Origin of the sequence: Chromobacterium rhizoryzae, from assembly GCF_020544465.1 — a bacterium.
Taxonomy (GTDB): Bacteria; Pseudomonadota; Gammaproteobacteria; order Burkholderiales; family Chromobacteriaceae; genus Chromobacterium.
The window spans coordinates 717747-732906 of sequence record NZ_CP066126.1; the positions used below are offsets into that span (position 1 = coordinate 717747).

The 15160-nt window shown below is 59.1% G+C and carries 14 protein-coding genes; 4 read left to right on the plus strand and 10 right to left on the minus strand.

Features of this window, described 5'->3' with window-relative positions:
- Positions 1-58: 58 nt before the first annotated feature.
- The 5 genes from JC616_RS03340 to JC616_RS03360 form a co-directional block, all read right to left on the minus strand.
- Positions 59-313 carry a PhaM family polyhydroxyalkanoate granule multifunctional regulatory protein gene (locus tag JC616_RS03340; protein WP_107800821.1) on the minus strand — a complete coding sequence of 85 codons (255 nt, stop codon included), beginning with the start codon at positions 311-313 and terminating at the stop codon, positions 59-61.
- A 79-nt stretch (positions 314-392) separates the two neighbouring features.
- Positions 393-2669 (minus strand): NADP-dependent malic enzyme, encoded by a 2277-nt coding sequence (locus JC616_RS03345; protein ID WP_107800820.1) that lies wholly within the window; start codon positions 2667-2669, stop codon positions 393-395.
- Between the two features lie 155 nt (positions 2670-2824).
- A complete protein-coding gene (locus tag JC616_RS03350; protein ID WP_081548523.1) occupies positions 2825-4153 on the minus strand; it encodes a TRAP transporter large permease in 1329 nt (442 codons plus the stop codon).
- A complete protein-coding gene (locus JC616_RS03355; protein ID WP_107800819.1) occupies positions 4150-4740 on the minus strand; it encodes a TRAP transporter small permease in 591 nt (196 codons plus the stop codon). Before JC616_RS03355 ends, JC616_RS03350 begins: the two co-directional genes overlap by 4 nt.
- A 59-nt stretch (positions 4741-4799) precedes the next feature.
- Positions 4800-5804 (minus strand): TRAP transporter substrate-binding protein, encoded by a 1005-nt coding sequence (locus tag JC616_RS03360; RefSeq protein WP_107800818.1) that lies wholly within the window; start codon positions 5802-5804, stop codon positions 4800-4802.
- 210 nt (positions 5805-6014) lie between these two features.
- Between JC616_RS03360 and JC616_RS03365 the strand changes: the two genes are divergently transcribed.
- Both JC616_RS03365 and JC616_RS03370 read left to right on the plus strand, forming a co-directional pair.
- Entirely contained in the window at positions 6015-8300 is a 2286-nt protein-coding gene (locus JC616_RS03365; protein ID WP_227106696.1) for a PAS domain S-box protein, read from the plus strand.
- A 178-nt stretch (positions 8301-8478) separates the two neighbouring features.
- A complete protein-coding gene (locus tag JC616_RS03370) occupies positions 8479-8985 on the plus strand; it encodes a DUF1993 domain-containing protein (protein WP_081548533.1) in 507 nt (168 codons plus the stop codon).
- Here the strand turns inward: JC616_RS03370 and JC616_RS03375 are convergent.
- Both JC616_RS03375 and nadB read right to left on the minus strand, forming a co-directional pair.
- On the minus strand, positions 8967-9557 hold the full coding sequence (locus JC616_RS03375; protein WP_319792919.1) for a nucleotidyltransferase family protein: 591 nt from the start codon (positions 9555-9557) through the stop codon (positions 8967-8969). The two genes, JC616_RS03370 and JC616_RS03375, sit on opposite strands and share 19 nt — an antisense overlap.
- Positions 9547-11145 carry an L-aspartate oxidase gene (nadB, locus tag JC616_RS03380; RefSeq protein ID WP_227106698.1) on the minus strand — a complete coding sequence of 533 codons (1599 nt, stop codon included), beginning with the start codon at positions 11143-11145 and terminating at the stop codon, positions 9547-9549. Before nadB ends, JC616_RS03375 begins: the two co-directional genes overlap by 11 nt.
- A gap of 953 nt (positions 11146-12098) precedes the next feature.
- On the opposite strand from nadB, the gene JC616_RS03385 reads away from it, so the two are divergent.
- Positions 12099-12422: a hypothetical protein gene (locus tag JC616_RS03385; RefSeq protein WP_227106700.1), complete on the plus strand. Its 324-nt coding sequence runs from the start codon at positions 12099-12101 to the stop codon at positions 12420-12422.
- 188 nt (positions 12423-12610) lie between these two features.
- Here JC616_RS03385 and JC616_RS03390 read toward each other — a convergent pair whose 3' ends face one another.
- The gene (locus JC616_RS03390) at positions 12611-13033 is read right to left on the minus strand and encodes an NTF2 fold immunity protein (RefSeq protein WP_227106702.1); all 423 of its coding nucleotides are present in this window, start codon (positions 13031-13033) and stop codon (positions 12611-12613) included.
- A 140-nt stretch (positions 13034-13173) separates the two neighbouring features.
- On the opposite strand from JC616_RS03390, the gene JC616_RS03395 reads away from it, so the two are divergent.
- Positions 13174-13350: a hypothetical protein gene (locus JC616_RS03395; RefSeq protein WP_227106704.1), complete on the plus strand. Its 177-nt coding sequence runs from the start codon at positions 13174-13176 to the stop codon at positions 13348-13350.
- A gap of 580 nt (positions 13351-13930) precedes the next feature.
- Here JC616_RS03395 and JC616_RS03400 read toward each other — a convergent pair.
- Together JC616_RS03400 and JC616_RS03405 are read right to left on the minus strand one after the other, a co-directional pair.
- The gene (locus tag JC616_RS03400; protein WP_227106707.1) at positions 13931-14458 is read right to left on the minus strand and encodes an RHS repeat-associated core domain-containing protein; all 528 of its coding nucleotides are present in this window, start codon (positions 14456-14458) and stop codon (positions 13931-13933) included.
- A 192-nt stretch (positions 14459-14650) separates the two neighbouring features.
- A complete protein-coding gene (locus JC616_RS03405; RefSeq protein WP_227106709.1) occupies positions 14651-15046 on the minus strand; it encodes a hypothetical protein in 396 nt (131 codons plus the stop codon).
- Positions 15047-15160 lie beyond the last annotated feature (114 nt).

The following is a 15160-nucleotide window of genomic DNA, read 5'->3' on the forward strand; positions in this document are numbered from 1 at the left end:
TAGCGTTGTTTGCGCGCCAAGCAAACTTGAGCGCGGCCGCATCGGGGCGGGGGCGGTTTCAATTGTGCGGCGGGTCTTTAGGCCGCATTGAGTGCAGCGCGGACTTCTGCATTTCCAGGGCTTTGATCTGCATGCTCAGCATGCCCATATTCATGGTCAGCCAGCTTTCCACCACGCGCAATTCCGCCAGCTTGCGCTCGATCTCCTCCTCGCTCATCGGCGGCAGAAAGGGCTGCATGCCCGGCGGCGTGGCGGTTTGCCAGAACTGGCGGAATAGGGAGAAGGGGTCGTTGGGGTTGAATTCGTTGCTCATGGGCGGCTCCCTTGGCGAAGAAAAAACGGGCAAGCTGTGCTTGCCCGTTCAGTATATGCCTTAAATGCCAGGCAAACGCTTACTTGCTGTTCTGCGCGTCCACGGCGGCCAGGGCCACCATATTGACGATGCGGCGCACCGAAGCGATCGGGGTCAGGATGTGAGCCGGCTTGCTCATGCCCATCAGGATGGGGCCGATGGTCACGCCGTCGGAGGCGGAAACGCGCAACAGGTTGTAGCTGATGTTGGCGGCTTCCACATTCGGCATGATCAACAGATTGGCCGAGCCTTTCAGCGTGCTGTCCGGCATGGCCTGGTTGCGGATGCTTTCCACCAACGCGGCGTCGCCCTGCATTTCGCCGTCGATTTCCAGATCCGGCTGCGCCGAGCGGATCTGGTCGAAGGCGGCGCGCATCTTCTGCGCCGAGGCGCTGTTCAGCGTGCCGAAGCTGGAGTTGGACAGCAGCGCGGCCTTGGGCGCAATGCCGAAGCGCTTGATCGATTCGCTGGCCATGCGGGTGATGCTGGCCAGTTGCTCGGCGCTCGGGTCGGCGTTGACGTAGGTGTCGGCGATGAAGATGTTGCCGGTGGGCAGGATCAACGCGTTCATCGCGCCGGCCACTTGCTCCGGGTTGTTGTAGCCGAGCACGGTTTCAACGATGTCGAAGTGCTGGCGGTACGGCCCGTAGGTGCCGCAGATCATCGCGTCGGCGTCGCCGCGGCGCACCATCATTGCGCCGATCAGCGTGGTGTTGCCGATCACGCGACGGCGAGCCTGCTCCTGGGACACGCCCTTGCGCTTGGTCAGCTGGTAGTACTCTTTCCAGTACTCGGCGAAGCGCGGATCGGATTCGTTGTTGACGATCTCGAAGTCCTTGCCGGCCACCAGTTTCAGGCCCAGCTTCTGGATGCGCATGTCGATGACGCTGGGGCGGCCGATCAGGATGGGCTTGGCCAGGCCTTGGGTGACGATTTCCTGAGTGGCGTGCAGCACGCGCTCGTCTTCGCCCTCGGTCAGCACCACGCGCTTCTGGTCTTTCTTGGCCTGGGCGAACACCGGCTTCATGAACAGATTGGTCTTGTACACGAACTGGGCCAGTTGATCGGCGTAGGCGTCGAAGTCCTGGATCGGGCGAGTGGCCACGCCGGAATCCATCGCGGCCTTGGCCACGGCGGGGGCGATCTTGACGATCAGACGCGGGTCGAACGGTTTCGGAATCACGTATTCCGGGCCGAAGGACAGTTCCTGGTCGCCGTAGGCGGTGGCCACCACGTCGTTTTGCTCGGCCAGCGCCAGGTCGGCGATGGCGCGCACCGTGGCCAGCTTCATCTCTTCATTGATGGTGGTGGCGCCCACGTCCAGCGCGCCGCGGAAGATGAAGGGGAAGCACAGCACGTTGTTGACCTGGTTCGGATAGTCCGAACGGCCGGTGCCGATGATGGCGTCCGGGCGCACTTCCTTCACCAGCGGCGGCAGGATTTCCGGTTCCGGGTTGGCCATGGCCAGGATCAGCGGCGAGCGGGCCATGGATTTGACCATGTCCTGGGACACCAGCTTGGGACCGGACAGGCCCATGAAGATGTCGGCGCCGGCCATGGCGTCGGCCAGCTTGCGTTGGCCGTTGTCCTTGATCGCGTAGCGTTTCTTGGAGTCGTCCAGTTTCTCGTCGCGGCCTTCGTAGATCACGCCCTTGGAGTCGCAGACGGTGATGTTGTCGCGGTTCACGCCCAGCGCCACCAGCAGGTCCAGGCAGGCGATGGCGGCGGCGCCGGCGCCGGAGGCTACCACGCGCACTTGCGCGATGTCCTTCTCCACCAGGCGCAGGCCGTTGAGCACCGCGGCGGCGGCCACGATGGCGGTGCCGTGCTGGTCGTCATGGAACACCGGAATGTTCATGCGTTCGCGGCACTTCTTCTCGATGTAGAAGCACTCGGGCGCCTTGATGTCTTCCAGGTTGATGCCGCCGAAAGTGGGTTCCAGCGAACAGATGATGTCCACCAGCTTGTCCGGATCCAGCTCGTTGACCTCGATGTCGAACACATCGATGCCGGCGAACTTCTTGAACAGCACGCCCTTGCCTTCCATCACCGGCTTGCCGGCCAGCGCGCCGATATTGCCCAGGCCCAGCACCGCGGTGCCGTTGGAGATCACCGCCACCAGATTGCCGCGCGCGGTGTATTTGTAGGCGTTCAGCGGATCTTCCACGATGGCGTCGCAGGCGGCCGCCACTCCGGGGGAGTAGGCCAGGGCGAGATCGCGTTGGGTGGTGAGAGGCTTGGTCGGGGCAACCTGGATTTTGCCCGGGTTGGGGTACTGGTGGTATTCCAGTGCGCTCTGGCGCAATTGCTCGTCCATTCTCTGGGACTCCTGAGGTTGATCTTTAGGTGGTTGGTTGGTGTAAGAGAGTAACTACACATTATACGGGCTTAAGGGCGGGCGGGGCTATCGCCTTGTCGGACAAAAAACGCGATGGCGCATGCCATCGCGTTTTCACGCCTGTCAGGCGGATGCTAATTCACCATGCCCAGCGCGCGCGGCAGCCACAGCGAGATCTCCGGAATGTAGGTGACGGCCACCAGGAAGCCCAGCATGGTCAGCAACCAGGGCCAGACCGCCACCGTTAGTTCGGTGATGCCCATCTTGGTGATCCCGGAAGCCACGTAAAGGTTCAATCCTACCGGCGGGTGGCACATGCCCACTTCCATGTTCACCGCGATCAGAATGCCGAAGTGGATGGGATTGACGCCCAGTTTCACCGCCACCGGATAGAGGATGGGGGCCATGATCAGCACGATGGCGGACGGGTCCATGAAATTGCCGGCCGCCAGTAGCAGGATATTGGTCAGCAGCAAGAAGGCGACGATGCCCAGGCCCTGGCCGGTCATCCAGGCCGCCATCGCCTGCGGAATCTGCTCGGACGCCAGCAGGAAGGAGAACAGCACCGCGTTGGTGATGATGTAGAGCAGCATGGAACTCATGGACGCCGCGTTCAGCAAGACCTTGGGCACATCCTTCAGCCCCATGTCCTTGTAGACGAAGACCGCGATCACGAAGGCGTACACCGCCGCCATCGCCGCCGCCTCGGTGGGCGTGAAGATGCCGCTGTAAATGCCGCCTATCACCAGCGCGATCAACAACAGGCCCCAGACGCTGTCGCGGAAAGCCTGCCAACGTTCGCCCCAGCCGGCGCGGGGCAGGCGCGGGTAGTCGAACTTCTTGGCGCGGAACCAGGTGGTCAGGCCCAGCAGCAGGGACAGGCACAGGCCGGGCAGCACGCCCGCCATGAACAGCTGGCCCACCGAGGCGGTGCTGACGCTCATGCCGTTGGGGCCGGTGACATCCATGCCGGCGGTGGCGATGCTGTACATCACCAGATTGATCGACGGCGGAAACAGAATGCCCAGCGCGCCGGAAGTGGTGATCACGCCGGCGCCGAAGCGCTGCGGATAGCCCTGCTTGACCATGGCCGGCAGAATGATGGAGCCCACCGCCACCACGGTGGCGACAGATGAGCCGGTGATGGCGGCGAACAGCGCGCAGGACACCACGCCGGCCAGACCCAGGCCGCCGTACCAGTGGCCCACCAGCGTGGTGGCGAAGCGGATCATCCGTTTGGCCACGCCGCCGTGCATCAGGAAGTTGCCGGCCAGGATGAAGAAGGGGATGGCCATGATTTCAAACTTCTCGATGCCGGTGAACAGCTTCAGCGCCACCGAGGTGACCGGCACATCCGTCATGGTGAACAGGAAGGTCAGCACCGTCAGGCCCAGGGAGATGGAAATCGGCATGCCGGTCAGCATCAGCAGCATCAACAGGCCGAAAATGATCAAGGCGCTCATGGGCGGCCTCCGTGATGCATATCGTGGGGGTGCATATTGTCCAGCTGCTCGTCGCCGTCCAGGCCGTCCACATGGCCGTGGTCATGCTTGGGCAGCGAGCCGGTCCTGAGGAAATTCCAGGCCACTTGCAGGAAGCGGAAGCACATCAGCGAAGAACCACAGGGAATGGCCAGGTAGACCAGCCACATCGGCGCCTCCAGATCCGGCGAGGTTTGATCGGTGTGGGCGATGTCCCAGACGAAATCCGCGCCCATGACGGCGACGGTGCCGGTGAACAGCGCGCCGGCCAGCAGGCCGAAGACGATGAAACGTCCGCGTCGTTTGTCGCTGAGCCGGTTGATCAGCACATCCACGCCAACATGGATGCCGGTGCGCACGCCGTAAGCGGCGCCGAACTTGGCCATCCAGACGAAGAGGTAAATGGTCAGCTCCTGCGCCCAGGACATATTGATGTGGGCGAGCAGCGGTTGCAGAGTGGCGATGCCCGAACCGTAGCGGTGCAGCACCGCGGTAAAGGTGATGAGGGTGGCCGCCCCCATCAGGCAGGCGATCATCCACTCCTCAAGGTGATCGAGGAATTTCAACATATCTGTCTCCGCATGGAACAAGAGCATGCTTGAGGGCATGCTCTTGAACCGGGCTGGCTTTATTTGGCCGGATTGAAACCGGTTTCTTTATAGATCTGGTTTAGCAGATCCTGGCCAATGCGGCCGGCCATCTTGGCGTGGACCGGCGCCAACGCCTTCTTGAAGGCGCTGCGTTCCTGCGGAGTGGGGGTGTAGATCTGGGTTTTGCCGGAAGCCTTGATGCCGGCCAGCGCGCGTTCGTTTTCCTTCTTCGCGATATCGTTGGCGTAGGTGGACGCATCGCGGATCGCGCTGTCCAGCTGGGCGCGCACGTCGGCCGGCAGGCCGTCCCAGAACTTCTTGTTGACGATGACGGCGTAGCCGAGGAAGCCGTGCTGGGTCAGCGTCAGCTGTTTTTGCACCTCATAGGCCTTGCTGGTGTACAGATTGGACGCTTCCAGCTCGGTGCCGTCCACCACGCCGGTCTGCAGCGCCTGATACACCTCGGAGAAAGCCATCACTTGCGGCAGCGCGCCCAGGGTGCGCATTTCCTCTTCCAGCACCTTGGACGACTGGATGCGGATCTTCAGGCCCTTGAGGTCGGCCGGGGTGCGGATGGGTTTGTTGGCGGAGAAGTTCTTGAAGCCGTTGTCCCAATAGGCCAGGCCCTTGATGCCCTTTCCCTCCAGCTTGCCCAGCAACTGCTTGCCGATGGGGCCGTGCATCACTTTGTTGACCTGGTCGTAATTGTCGAACAGATAGGGCAGATCGAAGACCTCGAACTCCTTGACCCCCAGCGGGCCGAACTTGGCCAGGCTGGGCGCCAGCATCTGCACCGCGCCCAGCTGCAGCGCCTCCAGTTCTTCCTTGTCCTTGTACAACTGGCTGTTGGGATACACTTGCACCTTGACCTTGCCCTTGGTGCGCTCCTCAGCCAGTTTCTTGAAATATTCGGCGGCTTTGCCCTTGGGGGTGTCCGGAGACACCACATGGCTGAATTTGATGAGGATCTCGCCGGCGGCGTTGGCAACGCCGGACAAGGCGAACGCGGCGCAGAGGGCCACGGCGGCAGTCTTCAGTTTCATTCTCTATCTCCATCGTACTTGTATAGTGTTGTATGGAATCCACCAATCCCTTGGCATTTTATGGCCGGCAAAAGCGATTTGGCCGGCGCCGTGGGCGGTTTTTCCTTATGCGCTGTCCTTGTGGACAGTCTGCTTGTTCCGTGTAAAGTAGGATTTCCTATTTCTTTCAACTATTAGGGACTTCCGCATTAGGGCTTTCCCTAGAATGCCATGCAGATAAAAAATTTATTGTCGCGCCGTTCCCCCGGCATGCTCTGGCTCAGCGCCGGCGCGCTGTTGCTGGCCCTGCTGTTGGCGCTGGGCAGCCTGTTCTACCTGGTTTACCGGGACTGGCGCGACGAGCAGCAAGACAATCTGATCCAGGAAGTGCTGTGGCTGGAGCAGTCCTTGCGCATGTATCTGGAAGGGCAGCAGGAATGGGCTGAAAATCTGGGCCGGGAAATCGAGGACGGCAATATCGACAGCCAGCGCTTTGCCCGGCAAGCCGCGTTTTACCTGCGGGGCAACCCGGAACTGCTGAGCATCGAGCAGGTGGACGTGGACGGCAAGATTGTGCGCGACCAGCACGGCACCCGTCGCGACGGCAGCGTGCTGACCGGAGAAACCTTCGACGCGCTGTGGCGCGCCAACCGCCTGCTGCGGCCCAGTTACGGCGAACCCTATCAGGGCGGCGACGGCAAATACCGCTTCGATCTGGCCGTGCCCATCGTCCACGATGGCAAACCCCTGGGCGGGCTGAGGCTGGCCTACCAGATGGACCTGCTGTTGTTCAACCAGGTGCCGTGGTGGATCGCCTCCAAGAACTACATCAGCATCCAGGATTTGAGCGGCAAAATCCTGGCCAGCAAGTTCGATCCGGCGGAGCGTCCCGGCACCCTCTCGCATCAGACCAGCTTCGATCCCCCCGGCTACGGCCTCTATCTGCACGCGACCAGCTACCGCGCCGGCCTGGGGCTGACCCTGCCGGTGTTGTCCGGCCTGATCGCGCTGCTGGTCAGCGCGCTCTTGTACGCCGCCTGGCGCATCCGCCGCCACGTGCGCGAACGCGCGCACGCGGAACAGGCGCTGGCCAAGGAAGTGTCCTTGCGCCAGGCGATAGAAGACTGCATGAAAAGCGGCCTGGTGGCTTTGGAGGACGAAGGGCGCATCGTGCGCGTGAACCGAGCCTTCTGCGACATGCTGGGCTTCGGCGCGGACGAACTGGTGGGTCAGGCGCCGCCGCATCCGTTCTGGCCGGAGGACGACCACGCTGCCATGACCGCGGCGATCGCCGCGGTGCGCGACAACCGCCAGCCGGAAGAGGGCTTCGAACTGCGCTTTGCGCGCAAGGACGGCGAATTCATCGAAGTGCGGCTCTACGCCACCCCGCTGGTGGAAGCCGACGGCAGCCAGCGCGGCTGGATCGCGTCCCTGTTCGACATCACCGAGCGCAAGCGGCAGCGGCTGGCGCTCAACGCCTCCCATCAGCGCTTCCTCACCGTGCTCAACGGCCTGGTGGCCGGCGTCTGCGTGATGGAAGAAAGCGGCGGTCTGCTGTTGTACGCCAATCCGGCGTTTGCCCGGCTATGGCTGACGGTGGAGCCGGACGGCCCCTGCTGCGTGCTGCTGCCCGGCCTGCAGGAACAGCCGGAACAAGACGAGTACGGCCTGGAATTCACCACCGACGGCGGCGGCAGCTGGTTCCAGATGCACCGCCGCCGCATCGACTGGGTGAACGGCGAATCCGCCTGGCTGGCCATCCTGGCCGACGTTAGCGAAGACAAGGCGCGCGAAGGGCGGGAACTGGCGCAGCAGGAACGGCTGCAAAACACCTCGCGCTTGATCGCCATGGGCGAAATGGCCTCCACGCTAGCGCATGAACTGAACCAGCCGCTGACCGCCATCAACACCTACGCCGCCGGCGTCAGCCGCCGGCTGCCGGCGGAACTGGAACTGCCGGCCGGCGTGCGCGAAGCGATTCAGGAAATCGCCGGACAGGCCAAGCGCGCCGCCCAGATCGTCAGCAGCATCCGCGCCTTCGTCAAAAAGCACGAGCCGCAATTGCAGCGCGTGGAACCGGGGCCGGTGGTACTGCGCGCCGTCGGCCTGGCGGAAGGCCTGGCGGTCAAAGCCGGGGTCAAGCTGCAGGTGGAACAAGACCCGGCAGGCTGCCTGCTGGACATGGACCCGGTGCTGATCGAGCAAGTGCTGCTCAATCTGATGAAAAACGCCATTGAAGCGATGCAGGAAGCGCAGACCAAGCGGCCGCGGGTCAAAGTGCGCACCTCCATCGGCACCGCCTTCTGGCGGGTGGAAGTGGTGGACAACGGCCCCGGCCTGTCCGAGGCGATGAAGAGCAATCTGTTCACCCCGTTCTACTCCACCAAGCCGGAAGGCATGGGCATAGGCCTGAACATCTGCCGCTCCATCGTTGAATTCCACCGCGGTGAATTCGGCGCCAACAGCACCGTGGCCGGCGGCTGCGCGTTCTGGTTCACCCTGCCGCTGGCCAAGTGAGAGCCCTGCCTCCGCATGGGACAGAGAGGGCAGGCGGCGGATGGGGGCGGTGAAGGCCCGTTTTGAATAAGCCGCTGCCGGGCTCGCGTCTGTTTCCCGGCGGCGGATTGGCTTATGCTGTGGCGGCGCGCCGGAATGTCCGCCGCGCCCGCCTTACCGCATCCGACAGGAGCCCGCCATGTCCGTTTCCATGTACCAAGCCTCCGTCCCGGCGCTGATCCGGGGCCTGAACAATCTGTCCGCCATCCTGGACAAGGCCGCCGCCGACGCCGCCGCGCGCAACATCGCGCCGGACGTGTTGCTGAACGCCCGGCTGGCGCCGGACATGTTCGCGCTGACGCGCCAGGTGCAGATCGCCAGCGACAGCGCCAAAGGCTGCGCCGCGCGGCTGGCGGGCGTCGACGTGCCCAGCTACGCCGACGACGAAGCCAGCTTTGCCGATTTGCAACAGCGCATCGCCAAGACCGTGGCGTTTTTGCAGGGTTTTAACGCCGCGCAGATCGACGGCAGCGAGACGCGGGAAGTGGTGCTGAAAGTGCGCGGCGACGAGATCCGCTTCAGCGGACAGAACTATCTGCTGGGCTTTGTGCTGCCCAACTTCTACTTCCACCTCACCGCCGCCTACGCCATCCTGCGCCACAACGGCGTGGCGCTGGGCAAGATGGATTACTTGGGCGGCGTGTAGTCCCGGGCGGGGAGCCGCCGCAGCGCTGGCCAGCGCTGCAAAAACTGCTTGTCCATCAGCCTGCGCTCAAACACGGCGGCGTTGCCATGCCTGGGATTATGGCGCAACACGCCGTTCATCAAATCGTCCAGACCGCAGGGAGCCAGAATCCGCACGCGGTCTTCCTCATCCAGCCAGGCCGCCACGGAAGTGGCGGTTTCCGGCCAACTAGCCACCCCGTCCGCCAGGCTTTGTAATGGCGGCAAGGGGCGGCCCGGCTCCTGTTCGCGCCAGAGGTGCACCGCCGCCTGATTGCAGACTTCCCAGTTCAAGCTTGGCTGCGCAGTGCGCAATTGGGCTTCCAACTGATGATCGCGCTTTGGGCTTAAGTCCGCGGGATCAAAGTAAACCAGATCTATGTCCGGGACAGGTGTGGGCCGTGCATGGCCGCACAGCCGGTCCCAAACCAGGCTGCGGATGGCTCCGGCACCGATGGCCCAGGAGGACAGGCCCAAGGCGCGCCCAGCGCCAAGCGCCTCCATCAGCCACGGCTGCCCGCGCAGCAAAGCCACTAACTGCCGCTCATGCTCCATCGGCCTGCGCCGGCCCGTCCGGCGTCAGGATGGTCTCCTGCGCCAGCTCCAGCTTCTCCGGATAGTCGCGGCTGTAATGCAGGCCGCGGCTCTCCTTGCGCAGCAGCGCCGAACGCACGATCAGCTCCGAGGTCTGCACCAGATTGCGCAGCTCGATCAGATCGTTGCTGACGTGGAAATGGCGGTAATACTCGTTGATCTCCTCGGACAGCAGGCGGATGCGGTTTTGCGCCCGCATCAGCCGCTTATTGGTGCGCACAATGCCCACATAGTCCCACATCGCCCGGCGCAGCTCGTCCCAGTTGTGGGAAATCACCACCTCCTCGTCCGGGTCCGTCACCTGGCTGTCGTCCCAGTCCGGGATCTTGGGCAGCTTGATCTCCGGCGCGGCCAGGATGTCCGCCGCCGCCGCCTTGCCTATCACCAGACATTCCAGCAAGGAATTGCTGGCCAGCCGGTTGGCCCCGTGCAGGCCGGTGCAGGCCACTTCGCCCACCGCGTACAGCGCGTCCACATCGGTGTGGCCGGTCAGGTCCGTAACCAGGCCGCCGCAGGTGAAATGCACCGCCGGCACCACCGGGATGGGCTGTTGGGTGATGTCTATGCCCAGCTCCAGGCAATGGGCGTAGATATTGGGGAAATGCTCGCGGATGAAATGGGCCGGCTTGTAGGAAATGTCCAGGTAGACACAATCCAGGCCGTGCTTCTTCATCTCGAAGTCGATGGCGCGCGCCACCACGTCGCGCGGCGCCAGCTCGGCGCGCGGATCGTGCTCCGGCATAAAGCGGGTGCCGTCCGGCAGCTTCAGGATGCCCCCCTCGCCGCGCACCGCCTCGGTGATCAGGAAGGACTTGCTGTGCGGGTGATACAGGCAAGTGGGGTGGAACTGCATGAATTCCATATTCCCCACCCGGCAGCCGGCGCGCCAGCCCATGGCGATGCCGTCGCCGGTGGCGGTGTCCGGGTTGGTGGTGTACAGATAAACCTTGCCGGCGCCGCCGGAGGCCAGGATGGTGTGCTTGGCGGCGATGGTCACCACCTGATCCGCCAGCTTGTCCAGCGCGTACACCCCGTAGGCACGGTTGCCGGGCAGGCCCAGCTTGCGGGAGGTGATCAGATCGATGGCGATATGCTCTTCCAGCTCCGTGATATTGGGGTGGGCCTTGATCTTCTGCCCCAGCGTGCTGGTCACCGCCGCGCCGGTGGCGTCCGCGGCGTGGATGATGCGGCGGTGGCTGTGGCCGCCCTCGCGGGTCAGGTGATAACCGGTGCGGTGGGTTTCATCCTTGGTGAAGGGCACGCCCAGCGCAATCAGCCAATCAATGGCTTCCTTGGAATGCTCGACGATGAAGCGCGTGGTCTCCTCATTGCACAGCCCTGCGCCGGCAATCAGCGTATCGCGGATGTGTTCCTCCACCGAATCCTCGGTGTCCAGCACCGCGGCGATGCCGCCCTGAGCGTAAGTGGAACTGCCTTCCAGCAAATCGCGCTTGGTAATCAGGCCCACCTTGCGGCTTTCCGCCAGGTGCAAGGCCAAGGTCATCCCGGCCAGACCGCTGCCGATGATCAGAACATCAAACTTGAGCATGATGAAATCCTGCAGGACGCAGAGTCGAAATGGATAGGCAGCGTAGCAGACTTCATGCTGGTGTGACAGATGGGGGAGGGGCTGGCGAACACAGCTCAAGTGGAGGGAGTGTATTACGCCAAAGCGGCCAGCCTTGTCGTGCCGGCTAGGTGCCGATTCTAGCCCTGAAGATGGGGCGGGCCTCGTTTCCGTACAAGGATAGATTTTCCACGTCTGGCCCCATGTCTGGTAGGTCATCTTCCTTGTGGGCATGAAATGATATGCCCAACGATCGAGTGTTAAGAGAGCGGCTTACTGAGTCTCTATTATTTTGTTTTGGTTTTCTTCGGATAGCCAGTTCCAAATGATCTTATAGTACGCCTCGTGAATTTCTGAGTAGTTTTCCTCGCCAAATTTATAAAAATTTTCCAAAGAGTAATTGTCTGGCTGATGAAATAATTCGTGAATTTTTTCAACTAATGAAAATACTCTCAAGACTTCATCTTGATTAAGTGGCTTTGTCATGTCTTTTGACTTCCATTGAGTGCTTGGGGCCGCGTTGGTCTGAGTGATAGTAGTGCACCGTTGCGGGTTTGTGCAGTAGGCCGGAGTCTGAACGGTTGGCCTAATGTTGCTTACTACACAGCACGTTGACGGCACGCATAGATTCAGCATCGGCCAAGGGGATGCCGCAGAAGGCGACAGCGTCTTGCCTCCCAGCCCCAAGCACGTGATAATCCGGCCGTGCTGTGCATCAGCACCGGAATTAGCGTTCCGAGGCAAGAAGGCGGACAGCCGCACATGCGGCATCTCATGTCCGGACACACCATAGATGCGTCTACTCTCAGGCGGGTCATGGTGGGAGCGTGCTTGCACGCGCCGGATCCTTCTTGCCGGTAACGCTAATCCTGCCATGTCCCCGCCGCCTCCGCTTAGCGTCGGAGGGCGGGCATAAAGCTCAAGAAGGAGTTGCCATGACTAGCGCCACTCAAACCCTCCACAGCCCATCGCTGTCAACTTTGCTGTCCCTGCTGAAAAGCTTGCGTCGGCAAAATCCCTCACTACACCCGATTGACCCGCTGTTGCCGCAGCTTGACGAATACGACGAGCGCTTCCATCACAGCGCCCAACTGATCTGCCTGGAGCTCGGCCAGGTCAGCCATGCCTTGAGCGCGCTGGTGGCCATGCTGGACCAACCCAACTTGGACACGCTGGAGTGCGAGCAGCTGTATTGCCTGCTGGAGCCCTTCGCCCGCCGTTTGCAACAGACCACGATGCAAATGCAGGAACTGGCTTAACCCTTCCAAACGACCAAAGCCCCGGATGGGGCTTTGGCTTTTCTGAGGTTTGAGCTTTATTCGATTTATTGCATTGGTCTATGGTGGAACGGCTTTCTTTGTACTAACCGATGTGTGTGGTAAGTACCCGTTCCTATGTCAGCTTACTGGCTTGGCTATTTGTCTTTAGGTGTCAATTATCCATGAGGTCATATGGAATTCTTTTTCTTCCAATTTTCCCCATCAATGCTTTGGTATGCCTGGTCAATCTTGTAAGTGTCTTCTTTTTGCAAAACAATATACTTTGAATAGCTGTTTTGTTTTTTTCTGTTTTTAGAAATAATTTCAAACTTTAAAGAGGTGCTTTCAGTGCAGGAGATGATTTCCTGATCGTAGAGGCGAGGTCTTCCAACTCCTAATGTTTCTAGCTTTTCCTGTCCAATTTTACTGAAGGCAGACTCAGTTAAAAATGGCCGCAGAATAAGCTCTAGCTTGAATCTGGATTCTTGGTCGGTTTTTTTAATGAACTCATTGTCTGTTTCAGACTCTGGCTTTCTCTTTTCTGCATAATGCCACTCTTCCCAGTTAAGCATCTTTTCCAGAAAATTGGCGGTGAATTCAGAAGGAGTCAATTTTTGTCTCGCAGCAGTCTGGGTTTTTGAAGCTAATAGATTGGGCTATACCATTTGCGTGTCATTGCTATAAGGTGTCAAGGAGGACAATTTTCTCCAATCTTGGTGTTAAAGTTAAGGTTGAAAACCAACTGGGTCCCATGAAACAAACTATTAAATCTCTGAGTCAGAGTAGTGGCGGTGGTTGCATGGTGGTCGATTTCCACCGCCTGCGCGCCTTGTTTGTCGGTCGGCGCCGACAAAGTGTCTCGGTGGACAGTTTTTTACCTTGGTATTGGCTGCTGGCTGATCTGACTTTAATTGCCAGCCAGTTTTGATTTGAATGATTCGCAAATTTGGTGGTTTTGTATTTGAAATTAACTGGATAATGCCATATAACTTTCGACGCATTTGTAGCACATTGGTTTTAATGTTTCCAGTATCTGATTTAATGTGCTTTCGTCTGTTATTTCAACTTGAGAGGATGAAAAAGTTGTTCCATGTATCATTTCTCCCTCAGTAACAACAAGAGGGAACTCGATTTCTTCAAAAAGAATACTTGAATATATTATTTTTTCGAGTGTTTTTTTTGTTATGGCGTCGGCCGCTCTTGCGCTGACATTTTCAGTGCCAGACCAGCCGTGCTGTGTGCAATTAATAAGAGACATATTTTACCTGACTTTAAGTTTGAAGCCTTTTTTTGCAAGAAATTTTGCTTGGCCTCCGGGGCCCTCCGGAAAATTTACTCCCCCTGCTCGAAGAACATTTGATATATGGTCTACGCAACTGTTTGCTCGTTCACTATAAGGGCCAAGTTCTTTATGGATTTGTTCTTTTTGATACTGCTGAGCAGCTGCAGCATCAGGAACTTCGATTTGAGTGGTATGTACTACAGGTAGTCCAGCTAGAGAGTTATGTTCAGCTATCGTTGATAGAGTGGTTTTCACTTGTTATAACTTGGTGAGTGTGTAAGCTACCCTTGCCACTAACTTCCACTGTGTAATGTCGTGTTCTAGACCCCGTGTCGTATTGTCGGATCGTTGCAACCCCTCCCTTAATTGGGCAAGTCGTCAGACCTTTAGGATCAACCCATTGGATTGGGTTGGAGGCGTAGTTATGAGTATTTATCCCACCAAATAACCCAATCGGATCCCGCGAAATAAAGCGCCCGATCTCCGGATCATAGTAGCGGTGGCGGTTGTAGTGCAGCCCAGACTCTTGGTCCTGATACTGGCCCTGGAAACGGAAGGGGTTGCGGATGCCGGCCTTGCTAGCGGCGTCGGCGATGATTTCGCGCGCTTGCCCCCAGGCTTGGTAGTCCATCTCCAGCGCTAGCGCGCCTTGTTCGTCGGTCAGCGCCTGCGGGGTGCCCAGGTGGTCGGTATGGTAGTAGTACACCGCAGTCGGTTCGCTGGGTTCCGGCGCCGGTTTGCGCAGCGGGTCCAAGTCCGAGTCATAGGGGCGGTGCTGGCTCCAACGCGGCACTTTGATGTTTGCATATCCCAGTGTGAACCAAGCTATTATGCTTTTGTACCTGCGACAAACAAGCTTTCCGAATTGAATTTTAAAAAACCAAGTTGAGTGGTTTTTACGTGCGAGAAGAGGCTTTCAAAGTTATTAGCCAAGGTAAAAAGGGGGTTATAACTTTTTTACCTTCCAGACACGTTCGGCAGTTTGAAAAGATAAGCCTTCAAATTTCCCTATTATTTCTATGGCATTCTTCCATTGGTATAGTTTTCTTGAGCTATAGGATTTATTTTGAGTGTTGCTTGAGATTTCTATAAAATATAACCCTTTTTGATGTTCTTTTTGGTCGATAGGATCAAGGGACCTAGCAGGTCTGATTGACGCGACGCAATCATCAAGTGGTTCGTATCGCTTCTTTATAATTGCAGGACGATTGTTCCACGGGTTGTTATCTGCATCAGTCTCGAGCTGATCTTCATTTTTTATTAATGTAAACCATTGATTTTCATCGGGCTTTGCAGGGGCTTCTTCGCGATCGGCTGCTGAGTAAATTATGTGAATTGGCATGTCAATAGTTGAAGGGCCTCCGCGTTAGGCGCAACTGGCGACTGTTTGAGTAGGTTCTTTGGATTGTGATTTGAATCAATTAGTATTTATGATGTTTGTTGTATTTAAACGGCA